Source organism: Mesorhizobium sp. AA23 (genome assembly GCF_001672435.1).
Lineage (GTDB): Bacteria > Pseudomonadota > Alphaproteobacteria > Rhizobiales > Rhizobiaceae > Mesorhizobium.
Genome location: NZ_LYTP01000023.1, coordinates 517944 through 542071, shown reverse-complemented (window position 1 = coordinate 542071; position 24128 = coordinate 517944). Strand labels below are relative to the sequence as shown.

General features: G+C 63.5%; 23 protein-coding genes and 1 pseudogene. 16 read left to right on the top strand and 8 right to left on the bottom strand.

Annotated features, from left to right (window positions below; genetic code table 11):
* Positions 1-521 precede the first annotated feature (521 nt).
* Positions 522-2573, bottom strand: a complete 2052-nt coding sequence (locus A9K66_RS19255) for an elongation factor G (RefSeq protein WP_067326663.1) — start codon at positions 2571-2573, stop codon at positions 522-524.
* A 273-nt stretch (positions 2574-2846) separates the two neighbouring features.
* Between A9K66_RS19255 and A9K66_RS19250 the strand changes: the two genes are divergently transcribed.
* Positions 2847-3242 carry a cupin domain-containing protein gene (locus A9K66_RS19250; RefSeq protein WP_066994518.1) on the top strand — a complete coding sequence of 132 codons (396 nt, stop codon included), beginning with the start codon at positions 2847-2849 and terminating at the stop codon, positions 3240-3242.
* 60 nt (positions 3243-3302) lie between these two features.
* Here the strand turns inward: A9K66_RS19250 and A9K66_RS19245 are convergent, their stop codons facing one another.
* Entirely contained in the window at positions 3303-4505 is a 1203-nt protein-coding gene (locus tag A9K66_RS19245) for a pyridoxal phosphate-dependent aminotransferase (RefSeq protein WP_067326660.1), read from the bottom strand.
* Between the two features lie 205 nt (positions 4506-4710).
* Between A9K66_RS19245 and A9K66_RS19240 the strand changes: the two genes are divergently transcribed.
* The 3 genes and pseudogenes from A9K66_RS19240 to A9K66_RS19230 all read left to right on the top strand — a co-directional run bounded on the left by A9K66_RS19240 (position 4711) and on the right by A9K66_RS19230 (position 7177).
* Positions 4711-5610: an EAL domain-containing protein gene (locus A9K66_RS19240; protein WP_067326657.1), complete on the top strand. Its 900-nt coding sequence runs from the start codon at positions 4711-4713 to the stop codon at positions 5608-5610.
* Positions 5607-6482: an EAL domain-containing protein gene (locus A9K66_RS19235; RefSeq protein WP_067326654.1), complete on the top strand. Its 876-nt coding sequence runs from the start codon at positions 5607-5609 to the stop codon at positions 6480-6482. Before A9K66_RS19240 ends, A9K66_RS19235 begins: the two co-directional genes overlap by 4 nt.
* Before the next feature lie 86 nt (positions 6483-6568).
* Positions 6569-7177, top strand: a pseudogene (locus tag A9K66_RS19230) (glutathione S-transferase family protein).
* 558 nt (positions 7178-7735) lie between these two features.
* Here the strand turns inward: A9K66_RS19230 and A9K66_RS19225 are convergent.
* Positions 7736-7948: a cold-shock protein gene (locus tag A9K66_RS19225; RefSeq protein ID WP_066994534.1), complete on the bottom strand. Its 213-nt coding sequence runs from the start codon at positions 7946-7948 to the stop codon at positions 7736-7738.
* A 273-nt stretch (positions 7949-8221) separates the two neighbouring features.
* Here A9K66_RS19225 and A9K66_RS19220 point away from each other — a divergent pair, with 273 nt between their 5' ends.
* Positions 8222-8551: a hypothetical protein gene (locus A9K66_RS19220; RefSeq protein ID WP_067327152.1), complete on the top strand. Its 330-nt coding sequence runs from the start codon at positions 8222-8224 to the stop codon at positions 8549-8551.
* Between the two features lie 20 nt (positions 8552-8571).
* Here A9K66_RS19220 and A9K66_RS19215 read toward each other — a convergent pair whose 3' ends face one another.
* The gene (locus A9K66_RS19215) at positions 8572-9141 is read right to left on the bottom strand and encodes a methylated-DNA--[protein]-cysteine S-methyltransferase (RefSeq protein ID WP_066994936.1); all 570 of its coding nucleotides are present in this window, start codon (positions 9139-9141) and stop codon (positions 8572-8574) included.
* A gap of 176 nt (positions 9142-9317) precedes the next feature.
* On the opposite strand from A9K66_RS19215, the gene A9K66_RS19210 reads away from it, so the two are divergent.
* The 5 genes from A9K66_RS19210 (at position 9318) to A9K66_RS19190 (ending at position 14732) form a co-directional block, all read left to right on the top strand.
* Complete coding sequence (locus A9K66_RS19210) at positions 9318-10292, top strand: lytic transglycosylase domain-containing protein (RefSeq protein WP_067326652.1); 975 nt, start codon at positions 9318-9320, stop codon at positions 10290-10292.
* Positions 10293-10571: 279 nt separating this feature from the next.
* Positions 10572-11606 carry an extensin family protein gene (locus tag A9K66_RS19205; RefSeq protein ID WP_067327149.1) on the top strand — a complete coding sequence of 345 codons (1035 nt, stop codon included), beginning with the start codon at positions 10572-10574 and terminating at the stop codon, positions 11604-11606.
* A gap of 185 nt (positions 11607-11791) precedes the next feature.
* Positions 11792-12544 (top strand): extensin family protein, encoded by a 753-nt coding sequence (locus A9K66_RS19200; protein WP_245299594.1) that lies wholly within the window; start codon positions 11792-11794, stop codon positions 12542-12544.
* A 72-nt stretch (positions 12545-12616) separates the two neighbouring features.
* On the top strand, positions 12617-13324 hold the full coding sequence (locus A9K66_RS19195) for an LssY C-terminal domain-containing protein (protein ID WP_067326649.1): 708 nt from the start codon (positions 12617-12619) through the stop codon (positions 13322-13324).
* Between the two features lie 94 nt (positions 13325-13418).
* The gene (locus A9K66_RS19190; protein WP_067326646.1) at positions 13419-14732 is read left to right on the top strand and encodes a hemolysin family protein; all 1314 of its coding nucleotides are present in this window, start codon (positions 13419-13421) and stop codon (positions 14730-14732) included.
* Positions 14733-14768: 36 nt separating this feature from the next.
* Here A9K66_RS19190 and A9K66_RS31515 read toward each other — a convergent pair whose 3' ends face one another.
* Positions 14769-15191 (bottom strand): GNAT family N-acetyltransferase, encoded by a 423-nt coding sequence (locus tag A9K66_RS31515; RefSeq protein WP_067326644.1) that lies wholly within the window; start codon positions 15189-15191, stop codon positions 14769-14771.
* Positions 15192-15227: 36 nt separating this feature from the next.
* Here A9K66_RS31515 and A9K66_RS19180 point away from each other — a divergent pair, with 36 nt between their 5' ends.
* Positions 15228-15671, top strand: a complete 444-nt coding sequence (locus tag A9K66_RS19180; protein ID WP_156751099.1) for a gamma-glutamylcyclotransferase family protein — start codon at positions 15228-15230, stop codon at positions 15669-15671.
* A 175-nt stretch (positions 15672-15846) separates the two neighbouring features.
* Here A9K66_RS19180 and A9K66_RS19175 read toward each other — a convergent pair whose 3' ends face one another.
* Entirely contained in the window at positions 15847-16452 is a 606-nt protein-coding gene (locus A9K66_RS19175) for an NADPH-dependent FMN reductase (protein ID WP_067326641.1), read from the bottom strand.
* Positions 16453-16544: 92 nt separating this feature from the next.
* On the opposite strand from A9K66_RS19175, the gene A9K66_RS19170 reads away from it, so the two are divergent.
* On the top strand, positions 16545-16913 hold the full coding sequence (locus A9K66_RS19170; RefSeq protein ID WP_066994462.1) for a helix-turn-helix domain-containing protein: 369 nt from the start codon (positions 16545-16547) through the stop codon (positions 16911-16913).
* 478 nt (positions 16914-17391) lie between these two features.
* Here the strand turns inward: A9K66_RS19170 and A9K66_RS19160 are convergent, their stop codons facing one another.
* On the bottom strand, positions 17392-17787 hold the full coding sequence (locus A9K66_RS19160) for an acyl-CoA thioesterase (RefSeq protein WP_067326635.1): 396 nt from the start codon (positions 17785-17787) through the stop codon (positions 17392-17394).
* 187 nt (positions 17788-17974) lie between these two features.
* On the opposite strand from A9K66_RS19160, the gene A9K66_RS19155 reads away from it, so the two are divergent.
* Genes A9K66_RS19155 through A9K66_RS19145 form a run of 3 tightly spaced genes read left to right on the top strand, consistent with a single transcriptional unit; the run spans position 17975 to position 21719 of the window.
* Entirely contained in the window at positions 17975-19591 is a 1617-nt protein-coding gene (locus tag A9K66_RS19155) for a GMC family oxidoreductase N-terminal domain-containing protein (protein WP_067326632.1), read from the top strand.
* The gene (locus A9K66_RS19150; RefSeq protein ID WP_067326629.1) at positions 19588-20799 is read left to right on the top strand and encodes a mandelate racemase/muconate lactonizing enzyme family protein; all 1212 of its coding nucleotides are present in this window, start codon (positions 19588-19590) and stop codon (positions 20797-20799) included. Before A9K66_RS19155 ends, A9K66_RS19150 begins: the two co-directional genes overlap by 4 nt.
* Positions 20796-21719, top strand: coding sequence for an NAD(P)-dependent oxidoreductase (locus A9K66_RS19145; RefSeq protein ID WP_067326626.1), 924 nt, complete (start codon positions 20796-20798; stop codon positions 21717-21719). The genes A9K66_RS19150 and A9K66_RS19145 overlap by 4 nt, the downstream gene beginning before the upstream one ends.
* 72 nt (positions 21720-21791) lie before the next feature.
* Here A9K66_RS19145 and A9K66_RS19140 read toward each other — a convergent pair whose 3' ends face one another.
* A complete protein-coding gene (locus tag A9K66_RS19140; RefSeq protein WP_066994447.1) occupies positions 21792-22730 on the bottom strand; it encodes a diacylglycerol kinase family protein in 939 nt (312 codons plus the stop codon).
* 830 nt (positions 22731-23560) lie between these two features.
* Between A9K66_RS19140 and A9K66_RS19135 the strand changes: the two genes are divergently transcribed.
* On the top strand, positions 23561-24082 hold the full coding sequence (locus A9K66_RS19135) for a hypothetical protein (RefSeq protein WP_067326623.1): 522 nt from the start codon (positions 23561-23563) through the stop codon (positions 24080-24082).
* Positions 24083-24128: the final 46 nt, after the last annotated feature.

Here is a 24128-nt window from a genome sequence, read left to right as displayed (position 1 = left end):
GTCCTATCGGTTCTCGCGACGGATTAGACCACAGCCTACCTCTTTTTGCATGCGTGTGTTGCAAAATAGATGCTTGTTTCTTGGGCATGATGAGCACATATATAGTTCATCTCCAGGGCGCGTTCTCCTCCCATTAGCGCCCTCGAGTGTTCCCCTCTGGAGGTTAGCCCTAATCGGCACTTCCAATCAAACTCAGCCGGATCTTTATTGATCCGGCTTTTTTGTTGCGCCGAAGTCACGCCGACACCAGAAATGCGTGCGCGCGGCCCGCGTAACAGTGACATGTAACATCGGGTAACATGTCGCAGACGCACTCTATCGATTAGGTAGATCCATAGGACGCGGTTGGTCGGTCCGGGAGATGGGGGCATCACTCGGACAGGCCGGGCTCAGGCAGCTACCGCGTCCGATCCATTTCCTGATGCGGCGGACCTGCCGTTGCCTCCCAAGGAAGACAGTCCGCAATAAGAACGGCGCCCGGACGATCCGGGCGCCGTTTTCGCGTCTTCAACAAGATCCGATCAGGCGGCCTTGCCGTTGGCGTTCATCGCCTCGTCGGCGAGGCGCCCGGTCAGCTCGGCCATATGGTCGAAGACGGCCTTGTAGCTGGCGACGCCTGCCGTCGCCGAGCGCAGCTCGATGATCAGGTCGCCGATCTCGGCCTGGGGCATGGTCGCTTCGACCACGTCCCAGCCCGGCCAGCCGGGCCGCGCGTCATAGCCAAGGATCTGGCCGCGCCGCTGCGGGATCAAAGCGATAATCCTCGAGGTCGCATCTGAAGGCGTGACGATCTCGACCTTCATGATCGGTTCCAGCAGAACCGGCGAACAGGCCGCCATGCCTTCCTTCATCGCCAGCTTGGCCGCCATCTGGAAGGCCATGTCGGACGAGTCGACGGCATGATAGGAGCCGTCCGAAAGGTTGACGGCGACATCGACCACCGGGAAGCCGAGCGGACCGGATTTCAGATAGTCGCGGATGCCGGTCTCCACCGACTGGATGTAGGTTTTTGGCACGACGCCGCCGGTGATGGTGTCGGTGAACTGGAAACCCGTGCCGCGCGGCAGCGGCTTGATCTCGATCACCACGTCGCCGAACTGGCCGTGGCCGCCCGACTGTTTCTTGTGGCGGCCGCGCTGCTGCGCGGATTTGCGGATCGTCTCGCGATAGGGCACCGCCGGCGAATGGCCATCGATCGGGATCTGGTTCTTGCCCTCCAGCCGCTCGCGCACGACGCGCAGGTGCATTTCGCCATGGCCCGACAATACGGTCTCCGCGGAATCCTGGTTGTGGTGCAGGCTGAGCGAGGGGTCTTCCTCGGCTAACCTCTGGATCGCTGCCGACATCTTGACCTCGTCCTTGCGCTCCTTGGGGCGCAGAGCGAATGCGAACACCGGTTGCGGGGGCTCCAGGGCGATCAGCGGCTTGATGCCGCCCTTGGCCGAACTCAGCGTTTGGCCGGTCCTGACATTGTCGAGCTTGCCGAGCGCGACGGTATCGCCAGCCTTGGCCGACGGCAGCTTCAACTGGTCTTTGCCAAGCATCTTGTAGATGCCGGAGACCTTCGTCGTGTCGCCGCTGGAGAGGAAGAGTTCGGCCGCGTCGGCCACCTGGCCGGAAAGCACACGCGAAATAGACAGTTTGCCGCCATGCGCGGTGTGGATGGTCTTCATCACCTGCACGACCGTCTGGCTGCCATCAGGCGCGCCAAGGCGCTTGCGCGTCGCCTCGACGTCAGGCGCGTCGTGGCGGATAGCTTTCAACAGGCGCAGCACACCGTTGCCCTTCTCGGCGGTACCGATCAGCACCGGCGTCACCGAGCCGGCGCGCAGGTCAGCGGCAAGGTCATCGAAGATCGCGTCCTTCGGCGGCTCGATCTCCTCCAGCAACTGCTCCATCAGCTGGTCGTCATGGTCGGCCAGCGTCTCCAGCATCGAGAACCGTGCCTCGAGCTCGCGCGCCTTGTCGTCGTCCGGAATCTCGGCGACCTGGCTTTCGGCATATTCGCGGTAGACATAGGCGCGCTCCAAGGCCAGATCGATCGAGCCGATGACGACACCATCCTTGCGCAATGGAATCTGGCGCAGCAGCAGCGGCGCCGAACTGGCCGGCTGCAGCATCTTTAGCGTCTCGCGCACGCCGGCGACCGCCTTGTCCACCTTGTTGAGGAACAGGATGCGCGGCACGCCGAGATCGTCGAGCTTGCGCATGATGAGCTGAAGCGCGGGTATCTTCTTTTCGTCCGCTTCGGCCACGACCACGGCGACATCGCAGGCGGCAAGCACCGGCTCCGCCTCGAAGGCGAACTCGATGGAACCGGGGCAATCGACGAAGGTGAACTGCTCGCCCATGAATTCCGTCGTGGCAAAGGTCGCCTCGACGCTCATGGCGTGGGCGCGGGCTTCTGGCGAATGATCGGAAACCGTGTTGCCCGATGAGACGGGATTCTGGCGGGGAATGGCGCCCGTGCGGGCGAGGATAGCTTCGAGAAGTGTCGTCTTACCGCTTGCGAAGGGACCGACTATGGCGATGCATTTCGGTCCCGTGCGTCGTCCTCCGGCGCGATTACCCATGGCTGACCTCCACTCAGGCGTTTCCCTGGGAGCGGCGGCCGGCCTGTTCAGCCGTCGCGGGCGGGGTTGTTGCTCACACCTGCCAAGGCCATCGTCACACGGGTTCGCGGAGAGGGCAAGGAAAATAGGAAATGCGCCGGCTTTGGTTTTGTGCTCGGTTTCGAACAGCCCGGTGGCTCAAGCGCTCAAAGGCGATTGCGTCGGTCGCCATATAGCAAGAAACTGACCTCCCGCTGCGGCGGACCGGTCCCTAACGATTTGAGAGTTTCTACGATGAAGATCATTGCGTGCGGCAGCGTGCCGACGATCATCGCGCCTGAAAAGTATTTCACCGGCAAGGTGCTGCAGACGCCGATCATCGAGAAGGAGGCGCCGGCGCGGCTGAGGGCAACCCTGGTCAGTTTCGAACCGGGCGCCCGCACGCATTGGCACACGCACCCGCTCGGCCAGACGCTCTACGTCACGGCCGGCGCCGGGCTTGCGCAAACGTGGGGCGGGCCGATCGAGGTGATCAGGGCCGGCGACGTCATCTCCTTCGCGCCGGGCGAAAAGCACTGGCACGGCGCCGGGCCGAAGACCACGATGACGCATGTCGCCATGCAGGAAGCGCTGGACGGTGTCCATGCCGAGTGGCTCGAGGCGGTCTCCGACGAACAGTATGGCGGCTGATTGCCGTCCAACAAAAAACCCGGCGCGAAGCCGGGTTTTTGTGGATGGCGGCGTTGCCGATCAGGTCAGCGACGCAGTGAAGCGCTGGATGCGGGTGCAGGCTTCCTCCAGCAGCGCCTCCGATGTTGCGTAGGAGATGCGGAAGTTCGGGCCGAGGCCGAAGGCCGATCCGAACACAACGGCAACGCCTTCGGCGTCGAGCAGCTCCGAGCAGAAGGCTTCGTCATTGTCGATGACCTTGCCGGCCTTCGTCTTCTTGCCGATCAGCTCAGCGCAGGACGGATAGACGTAGAAGGCGCCTTCCGGCGATGGGCACGAGATGCCGCGCGCCTGGTTGAGCATCGACACGACGAGGTCGCGCCGGCCCTGGAAGATCGCCTTGTTCTTGGCGATGAAGTCCTGCGGGCCGTTGAGCGCCTCGACGGACGCCCATTGCGCGATGGTGCAGGCGCCGGAAGTCTGCTGGCCCTGGATCATGTCCATTGCCTTGATCAGCGGCACCGGGCCGGCGGCGTAGCCGATACGCCAGCCGGTCATGGCATAGGCCTTCGACACGCCGTTCATGGTCAGCGTGCGCTCGTAGAGGCTCGGTTCGACCTCGGCGATGGTCTTGAAGAAGAAGTCGCCATAGGTCAGGTGCTCATACATGTCGTCGGTCAGCGTCCAGACATGCGGGTGCTTGAGCAGCACGTCGGCCAGGGCCCTGAGTTCACGCTCGGTGTAAGCGGCGCCCGATGGGTTGGACGGCGAGTTCATCAGCAGCCATTTCGTCTTCGGCGTGATCGCCCTTTCCAGCACCTCAGCCGTTAGCTTGAAGCCGTTGTCGATCGAGGTGTCGGCAAAGACGGACGTGCCGCCACAGATCGCCACCATTTCCGGGTAGCTCACCCAATAGGGGCGCGGGATGATGACCTCGTCGCCGGGGTTCAGCGTCGCCATGAAGGCGTTGAACAGGATCTGCTTGCCGCCGGTGCCGACGATGGTCTGCTCCGGTCGGTAGTCGAGATTGTTCTCGCGCTTGAATTTTTTGGCGATCGCCTCGCGCAGCGGCGCGATGCCGGAGACCGGCGGGTACTTGGTCTCGCCACGCCGGATCGCCTCGATCGCCGCGTTCTTGATGTTATCGGGCGTGTCGAAGTCCGGCTCGCCGGCGCCGAGGCCGATGACGTCACGGCCGGCATTTTTCAGCTCACGCGCTTTCTGCGTCACCGCGATGGTCGCGGAAGGCTTCACGCGGGAAAGGGCGTCGGCAAGAAAGGCCATGACAGAGCGTCTCCAAGAGAAGGGCGCGGCCAGGAGCGGCCGCGGCGCCTCTCATGTCGCATCATCGGGCCAAGCGCAAGCATTGTCGGGTGATCCAGAGGTCAAGGTGGCGTGAGCGGCAACTATAAATTCATCAACGAGCGGTAAACCCTTGGCTGGCAGGATGGCAGATCGAATTCCGCTTATTCTGCGGAGCGAGGGACCTTTGTCGCGCAGCATCGGGCTTGCCCATATCATCCGTCATGATGACGGCACCTCAAGCGGTGTCTGGGGAATCTACACGCTGCAGAGCGCCTTCCAGCCAATCTTCGCCTTCGATGGAGGCAAGCTTTCGCTCGTCGCCTTCGAGGGGCTTATCCGCCCGTTCCGCGACGGTGAGCCGCAATCGCCGATGAGCTTCTTCGGCACTTGCCCCGCAGGCGACCGGCTGCATATCGAGGCGCTGACCAGGACGCTGCATCTGCTCAACGCCGGCGGCTGTCTGCCGCAAGAGGCGTCGATTTTCGTCAATTTCGATCCGTCGGTGTTCACCGACCGCGCCATCGTCGACAAGGCGCTGCGCGACATGCGGCTGGTGCTGCACGAGGCCGGCATCGACCCGCGCCGTATCGTGTGCGAGGTCACCGAGCAGAAATCGGCTTCGCAGGAAACGCTCTACAGCTTCGTCGAGGCGCTGCGCGCCAACGGGTTCCGCATCGCCGTCGACGATTACGGCGCCGACGAATCCGACATCAACCGCATAAAGGAATTGCGGCCGGACATCGTCAAATTCGACGCCAACTGGATCACGCAGCTGATGGAGTCCGGAGCCGGATTCGCGCTGCTGACGACGATGGTGACGAGCTTCGAAAATCAGGGCATCCGCACGGTTTTCGAAGGCATCGAGGAAGGCTGGCAGCTCGAGCTCGCCGAGAAATCCGGGGCGTCAATGGTGCAAGGCTATGTGCTTGCCCGGCCGGAGCTGGCCTCGACCAGTCTTCGCGTCTTCGGCAAGAGTGTGCAGGCGCCCGCGGCCGGGCAGGGCAAGACGACAGCGGCCGCCAGTCCCGCTCCGGTGGCGTCAGCTCGCCCAACCAAGGCGTTTGGGCGCAAGGTGACGCCATGATCGGGCGGCCCGACAGGCAGCGCCCCGAAAGGCGGCGAAGTGTCGCCGAAGCGATCTTCGAAGACGAGATCGGCCTTCAATTCGGCGTCTATGGCGGGTTCCGGCTGTGGAGCGCCTACCAGCCGATCTTCGCGCCGCGTGGCAGATCGCTGCAACCCGTCGCCGTCGAGGCGCTGATCGAGCCGCGGCGCGTCGCGACGCCCGTTGCGCCGCAAGTTTTCTTCGACAGCGTTGTGGCAAAGGACCGGCTGTTCGTCGAGACGATGTGCCGAATGCTGCATCTCGGCAACTACCGCAACATCGGCGTCGATGGCCTTACCCTGTTCTTCAACTACAATCCGATGATCAACGATCATTTCGGGCGGGCGCTCGCCGAGATCCGGCTGATGGCCAGGCATCTCGGCGATTTCGGCCTCGAACCGGCCATGCTGGTCTGCGAGATCACCGAGCAGGCAGCCGACGAGCATGTGCTCGCCGGTCTCGTGCGCGAGATGAGGCGTGACGGTGTCCGCATCGCCATCGATGACTTCGGCACTGGACATTCGACCGAAGCGCGCATCAGCCTGCTGTCGCCCGACATCGTCAAGATCGACGGCGGCTGGTTTGCCGAGTTCTGCCGCCATGCAGCCGCCGAGCGGTTCTTCCGGCCGCTGGTTTCGACGCTGCACGACCGCGGCGCCAAGGTGCTGGTCGAGGGCATCGAGCATGCCACGCATCTGCGCGTCGCGCTCGATGGCGGCGTCGACCTCCTACAAGGATATCACCTCGCCCGCCCGGCGCTCGCCGGCACCATCTTCAACGAAGAGCCGCTGGCGATCGATGCGCTGCTCGGTATGGACAACAAGGTAGTGCCTCTGCATCAGCGCCGCTGATGCTTTCACTCAAAAACAAATCACTGGATGAACCCCGCACAGGCGAGTTAGAGGCAGCTGATCGTTCGTCGCGCGCGGAGAGGGCCATGATCCTTTATGACATGATCGACAGCGGCAATTGCTACAAGCCGCGTCTGTTGATGGCAAAGCTCGGCATTCCCTTCACCCGCATCGAAGTGAGCTCGCACACCGGGGAGACGCGCAAGGCCGACTATGTCGCCAAGAACCCCAACGCGATGGTGCCGCTGATCGAGCTCGACGACGGCCGACGCATCGCTGAATCCAACGCCATTCTGCTCTATCTCGCCGAAGGCACGCGCTTCCTGCCGGCCGACAGATATGAGCGGGCGCTAGCGTATCAGTGGCTGTTCTTCGAGCAGTACAGCCACGAGCCCTATATCGCGGTGCGCAAGGCGCTGCTCACATTTCCCTAGAGGGCGAAGGATGCGACGCCGGAACGGTTGGCGCTGACCTTGGAGCGCGGCAACAAGGCGCTCGGCGTGATGAACAAGCATCTGGAGCAGAACGCCTTTTTTGCCGGCGCCAGCTACAGCGTCGCCGACATTGCGCTCTATGCCTACACTCACACCGCCGAGATGGGCGGTTTCCAGCTCGACGCCTATCCGGCCGTGGTGGAGTGGCTGAAGCGGGTCGAGACGGACAAGGGGCACGTGCCGATCGAGTGGGTGGGGTAGTCTGTTTCTATGCCGCAGCATTTTGCAGCCGCCGAATGCTGGCTATTTGATGAGACGATCGTATTCGGCATGGGGTGCCGATCCAGATCCAGTCGAAGCATCAGCGCTTTCGAGGGCCAAGGCCCGATAAGTGTCGTCTATCCTCGCCGACCAAAGCTCTCCCACCTTTTGAAATGGAGGGATGGATGTCGCGGATTGGTCTCATCGAAGTGAAGTTCTTGTCGGCCGGTACGGCGAACTGCCTTTGGTCACGCAGTTTGCCGGCAGCAAAGTGGGACCACAAGCGCGGGCGGCGGCTTGCCAATTCAGGCAACAAAAAAGGCGGGACAATGCCCGCCTTCCTATGCCGGTAGCCTGATCGGAAGCGTTGGGGCCGGGCCGGCAGCTATCTGCTGTTCCAGCTTGTCGGGTCCTTTCGCTCCGGCGCGCTTATCGCACGACCGTCAGTACATCCGTGACTTGCCGCCCGCTCCAGGCTCTCGCCCGGTGCGCGTCGCTAACTAGGCGCATTGTGCAATGCCAGGCGATCACGCCCGGCTGCAAAATGCCAGCGCCAAATCAGGCTGCCTTGCTCAGAGACCCAGCAGCGGACTTGCCGGTGCGGCGGTCCTGCTCGATCTCGAAGCTGATCTTCTGGCCTTCAACGAGGGTGGTCATGCCAGCGCGCTCGACGGCGGAGATGTGGACGAAAACGTCCGCGCCGCCATTGTCGGGCTGGATGAAGCCGTAGCCCTTGGTGGCGTTGAACCACTTAACCGTACCAGTTGCCATGTAGAGTCCTTCACATTTGCTTCGTTTGACCGGACCAAAGCCCGGCCGGTGGTATCGAAATTTTGGAGATAGACGTCAGCAAACGCGAAGATCGCGGCCCGATCGATCGGCCAAATTCAATGCGCCGGATATAGTATGGTTCGCGAACGAAAACAAGATGGCGTTACCGGCATGTGCCGCGATAGCGTCCAACGGAGCCCACTGCGCTTGGAAGGTTTGCAGCCGGGGATGCGTTGTGGAGGGAAGATGCGCTTGCTGTTGAGGGAGAAGATCATGAGGACAATTCTGCTTGCCGCCTGCCTGATGTTGGTGGCCGCCGAGGCGCAGGCCGTCTCGCGCTACGACCCGACGCGCATGAGCTGCGACCGCGTGCGGGCGACGATCGCCAGGCAGGGCGCGGTCATCCTGCGCTATCAGTCGACGCGCGTGCCGGGACTGCCGCTTTATGACCGCTATGTGCGGGACGAGCGCTTCTGCAACATGGGCGAGGTGAGAGCGCGGGCCTATGTGCCGAGCGCCGATACTAAATCCTGCCCCGTCTATATCTGCAAACGGCCGGACTTCGACCGGCATTTCCGACGGCGGATCTTCCCACGCCATTAGAGTCCTTTCGGCAAGCTGTGTCAGAACGCGAATGATGCCTGAGCGGCCGGCGGCGGACCGACCCGCACGCCTTCCATGGCCAGCATCTTCTCCTTGGTGGCCGAGCCGCCAGTAGCCGAGAAGCCGCCGATCTTGCCCCCCGCGGCAAGGATGCGGTGGCAGGGAATGACCAGCGGCACCGGATTGGCGCCGAGGGCTGCACCGGTTTCGCGGGCAAGCCCGGCATGGCCGGCCCGCTTGGCCAGTTCGCCATAGGTGGTGGTCTCGCCGAAGCCGAGCTTGCGCGCAGCGTCATAGATGGCGAGGCGGAAATCGTCGACGCCGTCGAGATCGACCGGCACGCCGGAGAAATCGACATCCTCCCCGGCCGCATAGGCCTTGATCGAGGCGATCAGTTCGACCACCCATTGCGGCTGTTCGGTGGAGGTAGAGACGCCGGCATGGCGAAACAGGCGGCGCTCGACCGCTTCGCGGCTACGCTCGGGCAGGCAGAGCCGGATCAGGCCCTTTTCGCTCCAGGCGATGCCCATGAAGCCGATCACTGTTTCTAACACTGCGTGGCCGGCCGTGATCGGCAATGCGTTTTCCATGGGTGCGCTCCTTTCCGCAAACTGCGACAAACGGGTACATCTCCAGTACAGATGGGGAACAATATCGCAGTTTGCTTCGAGTCTCGCCACCCGAAAGCTGCACACTGGCCCTGATTGCCCGGTTGGAATCGCTGGTGTAAGGACTTTTCAACAACGGACAATCGGACCTGCAGGGCTTGGCAGCGAAAATCATCCTCACCGCGATCGGCGTGCTCGTTGCCGCTGCCGGCCTCAGCGGCTGTACCTCGACCTCACAGATGAAACCCTCGCCGGCGCTTGCGGCGGCATCGACGCCGGCCGCCGAGGACGACACACCAACCATCGCGCTGCCCGAAACCGTTGCTGTGCTGCCGGAGCCTTCCGGCCTCGCTCAGGTGCAAACGGCGGCGTTGACCGGCGATGCCGTGGCCCTGACGACGGCACCTGGGGCGACGGCGCCTGGCGCGACGACGGCTGGCGCGCCGTTGCCGCCGCCCGCGCAGCCCGGCGCCGCCCTCCCGCCGCCGGCGCAACCTGCCGCGTTCGCCGGCTCGACACCCGTGGCCGGGCAGTTTCCGCCGCCGCCCGTGCTGATGGCCGGCGCATCGCCGACCGGCCCCGGTGCGCTCAAGCAGGCCGCCGTCTACCGGACTGCCGCTGTTGCCATGCCGGTCACCGGCCAATCTGCGAAGGTGGTTCCCATGCCGGGCGTGCAGCAGGTCGCCTATGTGATGCCGCAGAACCCGGCGCTGCTTGCCCAACCGGGCCCCCAACAGGATGCCACGGGTCCGCGCGCCGAGATCGAGCGGCTGATCGAGAAATATTCGGCGATCTACGAAGTGCCGGTCGATCTGGTGCGCCATGTCGTCAACCGTGAGAGCACCTTCAATCCGAAGGCCTATAATCACGGTCATTGGGGGCTGATGCAGATCAAGCACGCGACGGCACGCGGCATGGGCTATGACGGGCCGGCAGCCGGCCTGTTCGACGCCGAGACCAATCTCAAATACGCTGTCAAATATCTGCGCGGCGCCTGGCTGGTCTCGGGCGGCAACGCCAAGCGGGCCGACCAGCTCTATCAGACGGGCTATTATTACGACGCCAAGCGCAAGGGCCTCCTCGATCAAACGGGTCTCGGCGTCGACCGCCGCCGCCTGCAGCCAGGCGCCTGAGCGCCGGCAACGAGGCGCGTCCCATCGGTCTTTGGGGCAGTTGCATGCGTGACACTGACAGCCGCCGGCCGCCGACCCCAAACGATGTCCGCCTTAACCGATTTTGATCGCAGCGCCGCAGCGTCCAAGGCAACCTTGCGATGCCGGGCCCGTTTCCGGCCGATGGCGAGGCTGAGCTTTTGCGGATTTTGCAGACTGGCGCTGCCTTTGGCGGCGGGGATTTTGCTGGCCACGTCGGCCGATGCCAAGCATCGTCACAGGCAGCCGCTGACACCGCGCATGGAGCAGCCGTTGACGCAGCGGGCGGATCAACCACTGCGGCCGAGGAGCAAGCACCGCGTGAGATCGCGCGGCAAGCAGCAAGTCGCGCCAAAGCTGGCGCAACAGCAAACGCAGGACCAGCCGATCTTGCCCGCCGATGCTCTGGTGCCAGAACCACGGCCCGCGGAAGCGCAAAAGGCCGGCACCGCAACGCTGGAAGAGCAGAAGGCTGCCGGTCCAAAGGACGCTGACGCATCTGACCCGATCAATCAGGAAAAGTCTCGTGAGGGAAAGCGGCAGCATCCCGAGCCTTCGGCCACCGAGCCGTCAACCGACACGGAAGGCGAACCTGAGGCGCCGTCTGCGGTGCCGATTCCGACGCAACGACCCGACATCGCGGAACCGAAGCCGCCCGCTGCCGCACCGAAGCCACCTGAAAAGCCGGCTGATACCCACGACAACAAAATACTGCCCGATCCGCGCTCCGCTGAGCTGCCAGCCGACAAGATGCCGGCGGAGGAGGTTGCCTGCCGTGAGCGCCTCAAGACGCTCGGCGTCGAATTCGAGGAGCACAAGGCCGAGCACGACGCCGAGATCGGCTGCTCCATTCCCTATCCCATCGTCATGAAAACATTAGGAAAATCGATCAGTATAGGCGCCGGAGCCGAACTCAACTGCCAAATGGCGGAGGCTGCGGCACGATTTGCCGTCGAAGTCATCCAACCCGCCGCGAAGGCCGAATTTGGCGCCGATCTCAAATCGATCGGCCAGGCCTCCGCCTTTGTTTGCCGCCCGCGCAACGGTGGTGGAAAGCTTTCGGAGCACGCCTTCGGCAATGCGCTGGACATCGCGTCCTTCACACTCTCCGACGGCAGGACGATCGAGGTCGGCCCGGTGCCGCCCGAAAAAGATGCAAACTTCCTGAACACGATCCGCAAGGCCGCCTGCGGGCCGTTCAAGACGGTGCTCGGCCCAGGCAGCGATCCGGACCACGCGCTGCACTTCCACTTCGACCTCGAGCCGAGACGAAATGGCGGAACGTTCTGCCAATGAGTGGGTGCGAAGAACAGATGCCGCAATTCGGCCCCAGGCGTGAATGCCGGCGCTGATCTTTCCTTTACTCTTGCCGACTAGACTTGTGCCATCCGGGGACAGGATGCCTTTCGATGGCCGCAATATTTGGCGCCAGCCTCGCCTTGGCGCGACTAAGCACTCGTGCGCGCTCCGTTGCCGTCAGAATGACAACGGGGCTCGCAATCACAGCGGTCTCGGCCTGCACCACCGGCGATGTCTTTTCGCTGCAGCCGGCCGTCGACGTCGGCAGCCAGACCTCCGCCATGCCCGAGGCTCCGCAATATTCCGGCATGCAGAGGCTTGTTCCGTCCGATCCCTACCTGACCCAGGCAGCCTATCCGCGCATGGATGAGCCCTTGTCTTCGCCCGAGCAGATGCCGGCCGGCGAGATCGACTGCCGCAATGAACTGAAACGGCTTGGCGTCGTTTACCAGGACATCCAGCCTATCCACGAAGGCCAGTGCGGCATCGACTTCCCGGTGAAAGTTTCAGCCATCGGCAGCGTCGAGATGAAACCGGCAGCGACACTGACCTGCAACATGGCCGCGACCTTCGCCGCCTGGACCAGGAACGAGCTCGTGCCGGCAGCCCGCTGGCGCTATTTCTCCGGCGTCAGGGCGATCCACCAGGGCTCGAGCTATTCGTGCCGCAAGATCGCCGGCGAGGGCGTCTTGTCGGAGCACGGCAAGGGCAATGCGCTCGACGTCATGAGCATCGAGCTCAACAATGGCAACGACATCGACGTTCGCAAGCCTGGCCTGTTTGCGTTCCGCACCCGCGGCTTCCTCAACAATGTTCGCGCCGACGGCTGCCAATATTTCAACACGGTCCTCGGCCCGGGCTACAATTACGACCACCGCAACCACTTTCACTTCGACGTCAAGAATCGCAGGAACGGCTACCGCGCCTGCCGCTGACCTTCGGCCTACTGCCCAACCGGCCCAACACCGCATAGAGTGGGCCGGGCACAGGCTTGGGAGTGGTCTCTCGTGGGTGAGCGAAGCCTTAGGCGACGCGCGGCGATCTGGCTGGCGGCTTTCTGTGCTTTCTATCTTGGCTTTGCCTACCTTGCCGCGCCGGAATTCTGGACCTGGCGGGAGCACGGCTTCCGCACGCAGCGCTTCGAGATGGTGACGCATACGCCGCAGGGCATTCCCGGCGACCCTATCAATGTTGGACTTGTCGGCACCGAGAAGGAGGTGGTCCACGCTTTTGCCGTGGCCGGCTGGGACACGGCCGACGCCGTCACGCTCAGGACAGCGATCGACATCGGCGAGAGCGTCCTGTTCTCCCGACCCTATCCCGATGCGCCGATCAGCCGCCTGCTGTTTGAAGGCCGCGCCCAGGACCTCGCTTTCGAAAAGCCCGTCGGCGACAGCGCCGACCGGCGCCACCACGTCCGCTTCTGGCAGACAAATACCGTCGGCGATGACGGCCGCCCGCTCTGGCTGGGTGCCGCCAGCTTCGACCGCGGCGTCGGCTTGAGCCACGACACCGGTGCCATCACTCACCATATCGGCGCGGACATCGATGCCGAGCGCAACTTGCTGATCGGCGACCTCAGCACCGCAGGCATGCTGACATCGACCAGCGAGATCCCGGGGATCGGCGCGACGAAAAACGGCAGGAACGGCGGCGGCGATCCCTATTTCACCGACGGTATGGCGGTGGTTGGCGTGTTGAAGCAATTGCCCTAGCGCATCCGGCATTCTCGAAGCGGCAAACCGCGCAATTCGAAAAACGCCCAACCCGCTATTTTCGAATGCACCGCAGCAATGCTATTGACGCCGCATGCTATACCTCGAAATCGCCGTTGTGGCCGCCCTCATCCTGGTGAACGGCCTTTTGGCCATGTCGGAGCTGGCTATCGTCTCGTCGCGCCCGGCCCGCCTCAAGGCGATGATCGACCGCAATGTCAGGGGTGCCGGCCGCGCGCTGGCCCTCGGCTCCAACCCCGGCAAGTTTCTGTCCTCGGTGCAGATCGGAATCACCCTGGTCGGCGTCCTTTCCGGCGCCTTTTCCGGTGCCACGCTCGGCGAGCGACTGGCTCAATACTTGGCCTCGACCGGCATCCGCGAGAACATCGCCGACCCCATCGGCGTCGGCATTGTCGTCGCGGTCATCACCTACGCCTCGCTGATCGTCGGCGAGCTCGTGCCGAAGCAGATCGCGCTCAGGGATCCTGAGCGCGTCGCAGTCCGCGCCGCGCCGGCGATGACCATTCTCGCCAAGGTATCGGCGCCGCTCGTCTTTCTGCTCGACATTTCCGGCCGCGCGGTTTTGTGGTTGCTCGGCCAGGCCGGCGAGGCGGAAGAGAAGGTCACGGACGAGGAGATCAAGATGCTGGTCGCCGAGGCCGAGCATCACGGCACCATCGAATCCGACGAGCGCCGCATGATCGCCGGCGTCATGCGCCTTGGCGACCGCGCCGTGCGCGCCGTGATGACGCCGCGCACCGAGGTCGACTGGATCAACCTGCAATCCGACGAGGCGGCCATCAAGCGGCTTCTGATGGAGAGCCAGCATTCGCGCCTGCCTGCGGGCGACGGCAATGTCGATGCCATGATAGGGGTCATCCAGACGCGCGACGTGCTGGCCGCCCTTCTTGCCGGCAGGGTGTTGGATCCGCGCCAGCATGTGCGCACCGCGCCAATCGTCCATGATCAGGCCGACGCGCTCGACGTGCTGCAAAGGCTGCGGGAATCGGACGTCCCCATGGCGCTCGTCCATGACGAATACGGCCATTTCGAAGGCATCGTCACGCCGGCCGACATCCTGGAAGCGATCACCGGCGTCTTCCGCTCGGACCTCGATGCGGGCGAGGAAGAGAACGCGGTCAAACGCGAGGACGGCTCATGGCTGCTCGCCGGCTACATGCAGGCCGACGAGATGGCCGAGGTGCTGGGCATCGACTTGCCGGAGAACCGCGACTACGAGACGGTGGCCGGCTATGTGCTGTCACATCTGCACCACCTTCCCGCTACCGGCGAATGCGTGGACGCGCAAGGCTGGCGCTTCGAGGTGGTCGACCTCGACGGCCGGCGTATCGACAAGCTGATCGCCACCCGCCTGCCCGACGGCCACCGTCCGATGGCGCGCCGATAGCGAGCCTGGGGTCTGCCGGGTTTTCCCAACATCCATTCAGGCCAGTTCCTTGCGAAGAAAGACGCGGGCCTGCCCATCGAACCCGAACGGAACGCGGCCGAATTCCACATAACCGTGGCGGATGTAGAATCCAGGCGCCTGAAAGCTGCTTGTCTCCACGACGGCGCGTCTGCAGCCCCGCGCCTTTGCCTCTTCTTCGACGGCGGCAAGCAACCGGGCGCCGTAAGACAGACCGCGTAAATGCGCGGGCACGAAAAACATGTCCAAGAACAGAAGACCGAGTTCGGTCCTTCCCCATAGGCCGCCTAAAGCTTTGCCCGAGCCATCACACAATATGGCACATATGGGAATGCGGTCGTCCGTCCCTATGATGGCGACGTTATAGCGGTAGAGCGCCGCGGCGGCCTCGGCTTTCGCGGCTTCGTCCGTCGACAGGATGATTGGGAATTCTTGAGTCATGCGGATTTGCGCCTGCCCTGAACATGGCGAAAACGGATGAACTTCCAGCTTCGGCCGGCGTTCCGGAGAATGCTCGTCAACCTCTTCGTGTTCGGAACCTTGAAGAGAGGGTTTCCTCTTCACAAGGCGGGTTTGTCCGGGGCCGCGTGCATCGGTGCCTGCAGGACCCGTGAGCGTTTCCCGATGCTGATTGCCGGACCTCGCTTCGCTCCGATGATGTTCAATGAACCGGGTCTCGGCTTCCACGTCAGGGGCGAGCTCTACGCGGTCGACGACCGTGCCCTGGCCGGGCTTGACCGGATCGAATCCGTTGGCAAGCCCGGCAACCTGCGCGTCCCGATCGAGGTTGAGCCCATTGAAGGCGGTCCGCATGTCCTGGCGCAGGCTTACATGAAATCCCGCCGTCTCGCGGATCCCGTCCATTCGGGATATCTGGATTTCTACGACGATCGGCGTTTCAAACTTCACGCGAACGACTAAGGTTGCGCCCGAAGGATGCCCAATTGAAATCCGACTTTCTCCAGTATGTCTGACATAAAAGCGGCAGCAGAGCGAAATCCTTGAGCGATCGTCTGTCGAACGACCGAGGCTTCCGCAAATAAAAGGGGCGGCGCAAGCGCCGCCCGCAGATGATATTTTGGGAGGATGAAGCGGCTTAAGCCGCCTGGGCTTCACTGGCGATCGCGTCGGCGGCGCGCGCCGCCTTCAGCACCTTCGCCCACCAGGCAACGTCATTGATGAGCGCCGCCGCCGCCTGGTTCAGATGTTCGATCTCTTCCAGCTTCTTGTCGCCCTGGCGGACCGCAAGGAAATCGCCCCAGGCGATGTGCACTGCCGACTTGACCGGCGCCATTTGCAGCTCGACGGCGATCAGGCGAAGCTGCTCGACGGCGCGGGCGCCGCCGACGCTGCCATAGCCGACGAAACCAGCCGGCTTCTTGTTCCATTCATTGGCGGCGTAATCGATGGCGTTCTTCAAGACGGCGGTCGGCGCGTGATTGTATTCGGCCGCGGTGAAGATGAAGCCGTCGAACTCGGCGACCTTCTTCTGCCAGCGCTGCGCCACCTCGTTCTGCGACGGCGCCCAGGCGGAGGATGCGACCTCATCGAAGAACGGCAGCGGCCAGTCGCGCAAATCAACGACTTCGACGTCGATATCGGCATGCGTCTTGGCAATCTTGGCGATCCACTGCGTCGGGACGTCGGCGAAGCGGGCGGCGCGCGTCGAACCGACGACAATGGCGATTTTGGGTTTGGACATAAGCGGGCTCTCCTTGCGGGGGAATTTCGGTATCGTTTGGATACCGGCGCTATATGTGATACTGACAAAGTGGCGCACAAGGAGGCACATTTTTGTTACCGAGGCACCCGTACAACACTGAGGACTGCCGGGCCGTATCGGAAATCCTGCAACGGGTCGGCGACAAATGGACCGTTTTGGTGGTCGGCAAGCTGGGCGGCGGACCGATGCGCTTCAATGAATTGCGCACGGCCGTCGGCGGCATCTCACAGAAAATGCTGACCATCACCTTGCGCGGCCTGGAGCGGGACGGCTTTGTCACGCGCAAGGTTTTTCCGACCATTCCGCCGCGCGTCGATTACGAGCTGACCGAGCTCGGCCACGAGTTGCTGGTGCCGGTTGGCGCGCTCGGCGAATGGGCACGAAAGAATACCAATCGAGTACGCGCGGCGCGCGCGAAATTCGATGGCGAGCATCCCTGAAGGCCTTGAAGCGCAACGTGTTGCGAGCATCGCTCCGCAGCGTTGCTGACTGCGCAAGGAGTCTGCAGTTGTGTCTTTTTGACTTGTCGTATTCGAGGGCACATCAACCTTGATGCCCGCCCGACCCTGACGGCTTTGGTCGCGCCTGAGAGGAGCACTCAGGCTTTTGAAGTGGTACTGCCACGGGGCGCCAAGGAGCAGACTGCGCACATCGCTTCCTGACTCTGCTCCGCCCCGAGGCCATGCATCCACACTGTGCGCAGGAGCTCTTTTTTCACTTCTGCATAGGCAGTTATGCCGAGCAAGCAGGTAAGTGCGAGAAGGGCTGCCACGAGCCAGCCGTTCAGCATATGTTGACGCATTGTCTTTCCTACAGCGGCACGCACCGTCGGGCGCGGAAGCAACCATCGGATGTCGCCGGACGCACGTCCCGCGCAAGAGTTGTTACAAATTTGCCTATCCGGAAAAGCGTTCGCCGTCAGCTTTCGGCTGGGATCGGTTTCGGCTTGCCGTCGCCGTCGAGCGCCACCATGACGAAATCGGCATGGGTGACCTTCTCCATCAGGTCGGTGAGATAGCGCTGCGCCCAGGCCTCGACCTTGAGCGTCATCGAGGTGCGGCCGACGCGTTCAACATGGGTGTAGATGCAGAGCGTGTCGCCGATCTTCATCGGCTTGGCGAAGGACATCTCCTTCACTGCCGCCGTCACCACGCGACCCTTGGCGCGCTCGGCCGCGCGGATGCCGCAGGCTAGGTCCATCTGCGCCATCACCCAGCCGCCAAAAATGTCGCCGGCCGCATTGGCATCCGACGGCATGGCGAGCGTCCTCAATGTCAGGTCGCCGAGCGGCTTTCCGTCTGCGTAGTGCACCATGAGGGGTCCTCCAGCCGCTGCTTCCTGAAGCCGTACCAACGCCATCACGATGTCGCAAGCTTTGCTGAAGGCGAAGGACGCGTCGCGGCTCGGTCGCTTTTTTCACAAGCCATGCCGGAAGCCCCGGCGACGACGTGAGCCGGCAATGTCTAGGCTAAGCCCGGATCTCGGAGCCCGCCCGCGCATCATGCAGACTTATGATTTCATCATCGTCGGCTCCGGCTCGGCCGGTTCGGTGGTCGCGGAAAGGCTCTCGGCTTCCAGCCGCTTTTCGGTACTGGTGCTGGAGGCAGGCGGAACCGACCGCCGTTTCTATGTCCAGATGCCGCTCGGCTACGGGAAGACCTTCTTCGATCCGGCCGTCAACTGGAACTACAAGGCCGATCCCGATCCCGGCCTCGGCAACAATGCCGACCACTGGCCGCGCGGCAAGCTGCTCGGCGGCTCGAGCTCGATCAACGCCATGGTCTTCATTCGCGGCGCGCGCGAGGACTTCGATGCCTGGGCCGCCGCCGGCAATGCGGGCTGGAGCTATGACGACCTGCTCCCCGCTTTCAAAGCGTTGGAGGACAACGAGGCCGGCGCCGACCAATGGCGCGGGGTCGGCGGCCCCTTGCACATCACCGATTGCTCGAATGCGGTGCATCCGCTGACCAAGCGCTATCTGGCGGCCGCCCAGCAGGCCGGACTGCCGTTAAATCCGGATTTTAACGGCGCCTCCCAGGAGGGCGTCGGCGTCTACCAGATCACCACCAGGAACGGCCGCCGCATGTCCGCCGCCCGCGCGTTCCTGCGCCCGGCGATGAAGCGCAACAATGTGCGCGTCGAGACCAACGCGCTGGCGACGAAAATCCTGTTCGAGGGCAAGCGCGCCGTCGGCGTCGAGTACCAGCAAAACGGCGAAACCAAGAGGGTCCGCGCGGGCCGCGAGGTGATCCTCTCCGGCGGCTCGGTCAACTCGCCGCAACTGCTGCAGCTCTCCGGTGTGGGCCCGTCGGCGCTGCTCGGCGATCTCGGCATCCCGGTCGTCCACGCCAACGACAATGTCGGGGCCAACCTGCAAGACCATGTCGGCATCAACTACACCTTCAAGGGCAAGCTGCCGACGCTGAACCAGATCCTGCGGCCATGGTGGGGCAAGCTGCTGGTGGGCATGCAATACATCCTGCTGCGTTCCGGTCCGCTGTCGTTGTCGATGAACAATGCCGGCGGTTTCTTCCGCACCGACCCGTCGATGGCGCGGCCGAACATGCAGCTCTATTTCCAGGCCTTCTCCACCGTCATCCCCAAGAGCGGCGAGCGCCCGATCCTGACGCCCGATCCGTGGCCGGGCTTCTCCATCGGACTTTCCAATTGCCGGCCGTCGAGTTGCGGCGAGATCATGATCCGCTCGAAGGATCCGCGCGACTATCCGAAGATCACGGCGAACGCCTATTCGACCAACGCCGATGTCGACGAGATGCTGGCGGCGGTGAAGTTCGTGCGCAAGATCGCCTCGATGCCGGCAATGGCCGAGATCATCGAGGAAGAAGTTTTGCCTGGTCCGTCAATTACTTCCGATGCCGATCTGATTCAGGATTTCAGGAAGCGCTCGGGCACCGTCTACCATCCCGTCTCGACCTGTCGCATGGGTCCGGACGCTTCGCGCGCCGTCGTCGATCCCCGGCTTCGGGTGCATGGGCTCGAGGGCTTGCGTGTGATCGACGCATCGATCTTTCCCGACAACATCACGGGCAACACCAACGCCGCCGCAATCCTCACCGGATGGAAAGGCGCCGAGCGGGTTCTGGAGGATCAGAAATGAAAGTCACCGACGTCAAGACCTGGGTTGTCGGCAACCCGCCGCCCGGCATCGGCGGCAAGTATTTCATCTTCGTCAAGCTCACCACCGATGGCGGCGTGGTCGGCTATGGCGAGGCCTACAACGCCACCTTCTCGGCGCATGTCACTGCCAAGATGATCGAGGATATGGCCGAGCGCTACCTCATCGGGCGCGATGCGCACGATGTCGAGAACCTCTTCCGCCGCGTCTATTCCTCCGGCTTCACCCAGCGTCCCGACGTTTCCGGGATGGGCTGCTTTTCGGCACTCGAAATGGCCTGCTGGGACATCATCGGCAAGGAGGCCGGCAAGCCGGTCTACAAGCTGCTCGGCGGCCAGGTGCACGAGACGCTGCGCTCCTACACCTATCTCTATCCGCACACCGGCAGCGTCCATTCGGAAGACGCCCGCGGCCAGAACGTCTACAACGATCCCGACATGGCCGCCGCCTGCGCTCTGGAATATGTCGAGCAGGGATTTAACGCCGTCAAGCTCGACCCGGGCGGGCCCTACACGGCCTATGACGGCCATCAGCCGCGCCTGATCGACGTCGACCTCTCGGCGCGCATGATCAAGGCGATCCGCGAGGCGGTCGGCACCAGGGCGGACATCCTGTTCGGCACCCATGGCCAGTTCACCGCCTCCGGTGCGCTTCGTATGGCCCGTGCAATCGAGCCCTACGATCCGCTGTGGTTCGAGGAGCCGGTGCCGCCGGACATGCCCGAGGTGATGGCGCAGGTCGCTCGCGGCACCTCGATTCCTATCGCCACCGGCGAGCGGCTGACGACAAAATTCGAATTCGCGCGCGTCATCGAGAACCGCGCCGCGACCATCCTGCAGCCGGATCTCGGCCGCTCCGGCGGCATTCTCGAAACCAAGAAGATCGCCGCCATGGCCGAGGCCTACCACATCCAGGTCGCGCCGCATTGCTATTGCGGGCCGATCGTCGGCGCCGCCAACATCCAGCTTGCGGTGACTCTGCCCAACTTCCTCATCCTGGAATCGTTGAAGCAGTGGGACGGTTTTCACGCCACGCTGCTCAAGAAGAAGATCGAATGGCAGGATGGCCACGTCATCCCGTCGAAGGAGCCAGGCCTCGGTGTCGAGCTCAACGAGGAAATCTGCGAGGCGCACCCCTATAGCGGCAAGGACCTGCATCTGCAGATGATGCAGACGCCGCTGATGCCGTGACCGCGCGCCTCGCCTACGCCTTCATCGGCCTTGGTCATCTCGGCGGCAACCTTGCCGCCAGCCTGCTGCGCCACGGCTTCGCTGTTGCCGTTTTCGATCGTGACCCAGCGGCGGTTGCGCGTTTGGTCGCGCTCGGCGCTACGGCGGCGGCGAGCCCGGCGGATGCCGCGACCCGCGCCGGAAATGCGATCACCTGCCTGCCCTCGCCGAAAGTGAGCGAAGCTGTGCTCGCCGGTTCTGACGGATTGCTGGACGGCCTGGCCGCCGGCGGCACCTGGATCGAAATGTCGACCAATGGCCGCGACGAGATCCTGCGGCTGGCCGCACTTGCTTCGGCGAAAGGTGTCGAGACGCTGGAATGTCCGGTCACCGGCGGCGTGCACTTGGCGGCGGCAGGAAAGATCACCGCGCTGGTAGGAGGGGACGCCGCGCTCTACGAGCGCCACCGGCCGGCGATTCAGGCAATGTGCGCCAAATCGTTCCTGATGGGACCGGTCGGCTCGGGGGCGGTGATCAAGGTCATCACCAACATGCTGGCCTTCATCCATCTGGTCGCCGCCGGCGAGGCATTGATGCTCGCCAACCAGGGCGGGCTCGACCTCGCCCAGGCCTATCACGCCATCGTCGCGTCTTCCGGCAACAGCTTCGTCCACGAGACCGAAAGCCAGCTCATCCTGAACGGCTCCTACGACATCGGCTTCACCATGGACCTGGCTTTGAAGGATCTCGGTTTCGCGTTGGGCATGGCCAGGGATTTTCGCGTGCCGCTGCAACTGGCACCACTCGTCAACCAGATTTTCGAGGTCGGCAGGCAGAAGTATGGCGGTGGCGCCTGGTCGACCCAGATCGTCAAGCTTCTGGAGGATGCGGTCGGCACGGAGCTTCGCGCGCCAGGCTTCCCGGCCAAGCTCGAACTGTAATCCGCCAAAACTTTAGCCAGCTATTTCAATCGCCTAATCACACCGGCGGAATCAAACCTTCAGGCAGGCGATTCAACACCTGAGCGTCAATGCGCCGGGCAATATCTCGAAAGTTGCCGGAATCCGACCTGGCGACTCGCCGTCTATGTCGACTAGCGCTCCGTTCTTCTCAACGTCGCCTAGCGGTTCGACCAGCACCTTGCGACCGCGCAGGATGGTGATCGCCGGATGGTTGCGGTGGCGCCCGCCATAGAGGAGACGGATGTCGCGGATCAGCCCAAGCTTGCCGGCGGCGCGCAGGATGACGACATCGAACTGGCCGTCGGACAGATCGGCGTCCGGCGCAATCATCATGCCGCCACCGAAGAATTTCCCGTTGGCTACCGCCACCAGCGCCATGCGCGCCTCGACCGGCTCGCCGTCGTCTATGGTGATCCTGACCTCCTGGAAGCGATAGCGGATGAATTCCAGCACTGTGCGCCAGAAGAAAAGCGCTTTGGCCGAGACCCTGCCCTTGCGCTTGTCCGCATTGACCGCGCGATCGGTGGCGCCGGAGAGGCCGAGGCTGGCGATGTTGATGAAGTGACGGCTGGCGAGCGCGCCGTGGTCGTCGATGTAGCAGACGCGGCCGGCATCGACCTTGCGCGCGCCGGCGCCGGCGATACGCGCCAGTGCTTCCTCGATTTCGTCGGGCAGGCCGAGCCCTCTGGCGAAATCGATACCGGTGCCGCAGGGCAAAAGGCCGAGCGCGCTGGTCCGGCCGGTCTCATGCTCTGCCTGCAGCAGCCCGTCCGCCACCTCGCTGGCGGTGCCGTCGCCGCCGGCCGCGATCACCAGATCGCACCCGCTGGCCGCGAGGTCGATTGCCAATCGCTCGGCGTCGCCGCTGGTCTGCGTCTCGCGCAGCTCGAAATCTCCGAAATGCCTCTTGAGCGATGCGGCGGCTTCGGACCAATGCCGCTTGAGCTTGCCCCCTCCCGCTATCGGATTGAGAACCACCCCGACCTTCAACCTGATCTCCCCCGAGGCATATTGCGTGGAAGCGCAAGGCGACTCGGCTGATGCAGCGCCACAGCACTTTGCCGGCATTCAAACGCGGGCCGACTGGCGGGGCAAGGCTCATCGTCGAAAGGACCGCGGAAAATGGGGACAGGCTGTCTAAGGCGTTCGGCCCGCAAATTCCGAGACTTGTCGCATCGGTCCCCGATAATCCCGCTATCCACAGGTCCGCGTCTATTCCGCAAATTCCTTACCCGGCATACATTGAACCCATCTCAGGCGGCTACCGAACGCCCCGGCCGAAAGGCAGAAGCGCAAGGCGGATTTCCTGAGGCCCGTACGGCCCAGAACGAGAGCAGGTTCGCCTGCTGGAGGGACGGATGCCGAGACCTACGGGTGCCGCGGAAAGCGTGCGAACGCCGACGGCGGACCGATGCTGCCATGAAGGCGGGTGAAACCTTCGATGGTGCGCCGGCAAAGCCCGCAAGGGCGGAGATCGGCGTGGTCTGGAACGGACGCTGCCTTCGGGTGGCGACTGGCAGGACCGTCAAAATCAAGGCCGGCCTGGCGCGACGACTTTACGGAAGTTGCTGCCGTAACCGGTTCCTGATCTGACAGGGAGGCGCTGGGAGCAATCCCAGCGCCGACTGTTTCTTGGGCTGCCCCTTTCACCGGCCCTTTTCCCAGCGTCCTGCACCTCCCCAGCATCTGCCACTGATGCTTCCCCGCCACAGTCGCAAGCCAAGCAACGCGCCGACACTCTCAATTCACAATCGCGGCCAAATCCCGCCTTGTTCCCCGGCGATTGATCGCCTGGGAACGAAGTTCAAAGGGACAAGACCGTGATCAAGACCGCCCTTGTCGCCATGACCATTGTCGGCTGCGACTGCGACGCCAAGCTCTGCGAGTATATCGGCGAGACTCCCGCCAAATGGGCGACGATTGCCGACTGCGAAGCGGCGATGAAGAGCCAGATGCTGCATCAGCGCAATTTCAATTATCCGCTGGTTTCCGGCATCTGCCGCACCAAAGGGTCGGCATCGACTTCGGAGCTCGCAGCCAAAGCGTCAAGGCCGGAGCTGAGGCCGCCGAACCGCGTCGCCGAACCCATTGCCCCATTGCCGCCCGAGCTCAGCCGTCGGCCGAGCGTCCCGGTCGGCACGACGGTGACGGCCAGCGAGACGGAAGCCGCGCGGCCTGTTGCCTTCGAGGCCGCGGTCGACGGCGGCAGCGCCGTGCTCTATCGCACCAAGGCTGGTTATGCCGTGGTCAAGACCGATCTCGGCCGCGCGGCCAACGCGACGGTGGACATGGCAAAGCGATCGGCGAACTGGCTGGCGGGACTGGTGCCGAGCGGGCTGTAATCCAGCACCGGAAGCGCACGAAACCGGTATTCCAGGCACTTGAATA

Bases quoted from the DNA above. Each gene is read 5' to 3' on its own strand.
- A9K66_RS19255 (WP_067326663.1), bottom strand. From the start codon at position 2,573: ATGGGTAATCGCGCCGGAGGACGACGCACGGGACCGAAATGCATCGCC.
- A9K66_RS19250 (WP_066994518.1), top strand. From the start codon at position 2,847: ATGAAGATCATTGCGTGCGGCAGCGTGCCGACGATCATCGCGCCTGAA.
- A9K66_RS19245 (WP_067326660.1), bottom strand. From the start codon at position 4,505: ATGGCCTTTCTTGCCGACGCCCTTTCCCGCGTGAAGCCTTCCGCGACC.
- A9K66_RS19235 (WP_067326654.1), top strand. From the start codon at position 5,607: ATGATCGGGCGGCCCGACAGGCAGCGCCCCGAAAGGCGGCGAAGTGTC.
- A9K66_RS19225 (WP_066994534.1), bottom strand. From the start codon at position 7,948: ATGGCAACTGGTACGGTTAAGTGGTTCAACGCCACCAAGGGCTACGGC.
- A9K66_RS19220 (WP_067327152.1), top strand. From the start codon at position 8,222: ATGAGGACAATTCTGCTTGCCGCCTGCCTGATGTTGGTGGCCGCCGAG.
- A9K66_RS19215 (WP_066994936.1), bottom strand. From the start codon at position 9,141: ATGGAAAACGCATTGCCGATCACGGCCGGCCACGCAGTGTTAGAAACA.
- A9K66_RS19205 (WP_067327149.1), top strand. From the start codon at position 10,572: ATGGAGCAGCCGTTGACGCAGCGGGCGGATCAACCACTGCGGCCGAGG.
- A9K66_RS19200 (WP_245299594.1), top strand. From the start codon at position 11,792: ATGACAACGGGGCTCGCAATCACAGCGGTCTCGGCCTGCACCACCGGC.
- A9K66_RS19190 (WP_067326646.1), top strand. From the start codon at position 13,419: ATGCTATACCTCGAAATCGCCGTTGTGGCCGCCCTCATCCTGGTGAAC.
- A9K66_RS31515 (WP_067326644.1), bottom strand. From the start codon at position 15,191: ATGACTCAAGAATTCCCAATCATCCTGTCGACGGACGAAGCCGCGAAA.
- A9K66_RS19180 (WP_156751099.1), top strand. From the start codon at position 15,228: ATGAACTTCCAGCTTCGGCCGGCGTTCCGGAGAATGCTCGTCAACCTC.
- A9K66_RS19175 (WP_067326641.1), bottom strand. From the start codon at position 16,452: ATGTCCAAACCCAAAATCGCCATTGTCGTCGGTTCGACGCGCGCCGCC.
- A9K66_RS19160 (WP_067326635.1), bottom strand. From the start codon at position 17,787: ATGGTGCACTACGCAGACGGAAAGCCGCTCGGCGACCTGACATTGAGG.
- A9K66_RS19155 (WP_067326632.1), top strand. From the start codon at position 17,975: ATGCAGACTTATGATTTCATCATCGTCGGCTCCGGCTCGGCCGGTTCG.
- A9K66_RS19150 (WP_067326629.1), top strand. From the start codon at position 19,588: ATGAAAGTCACCGACGTCAAGACCTGGGTTGTCGGCAACCCGCCGCCC.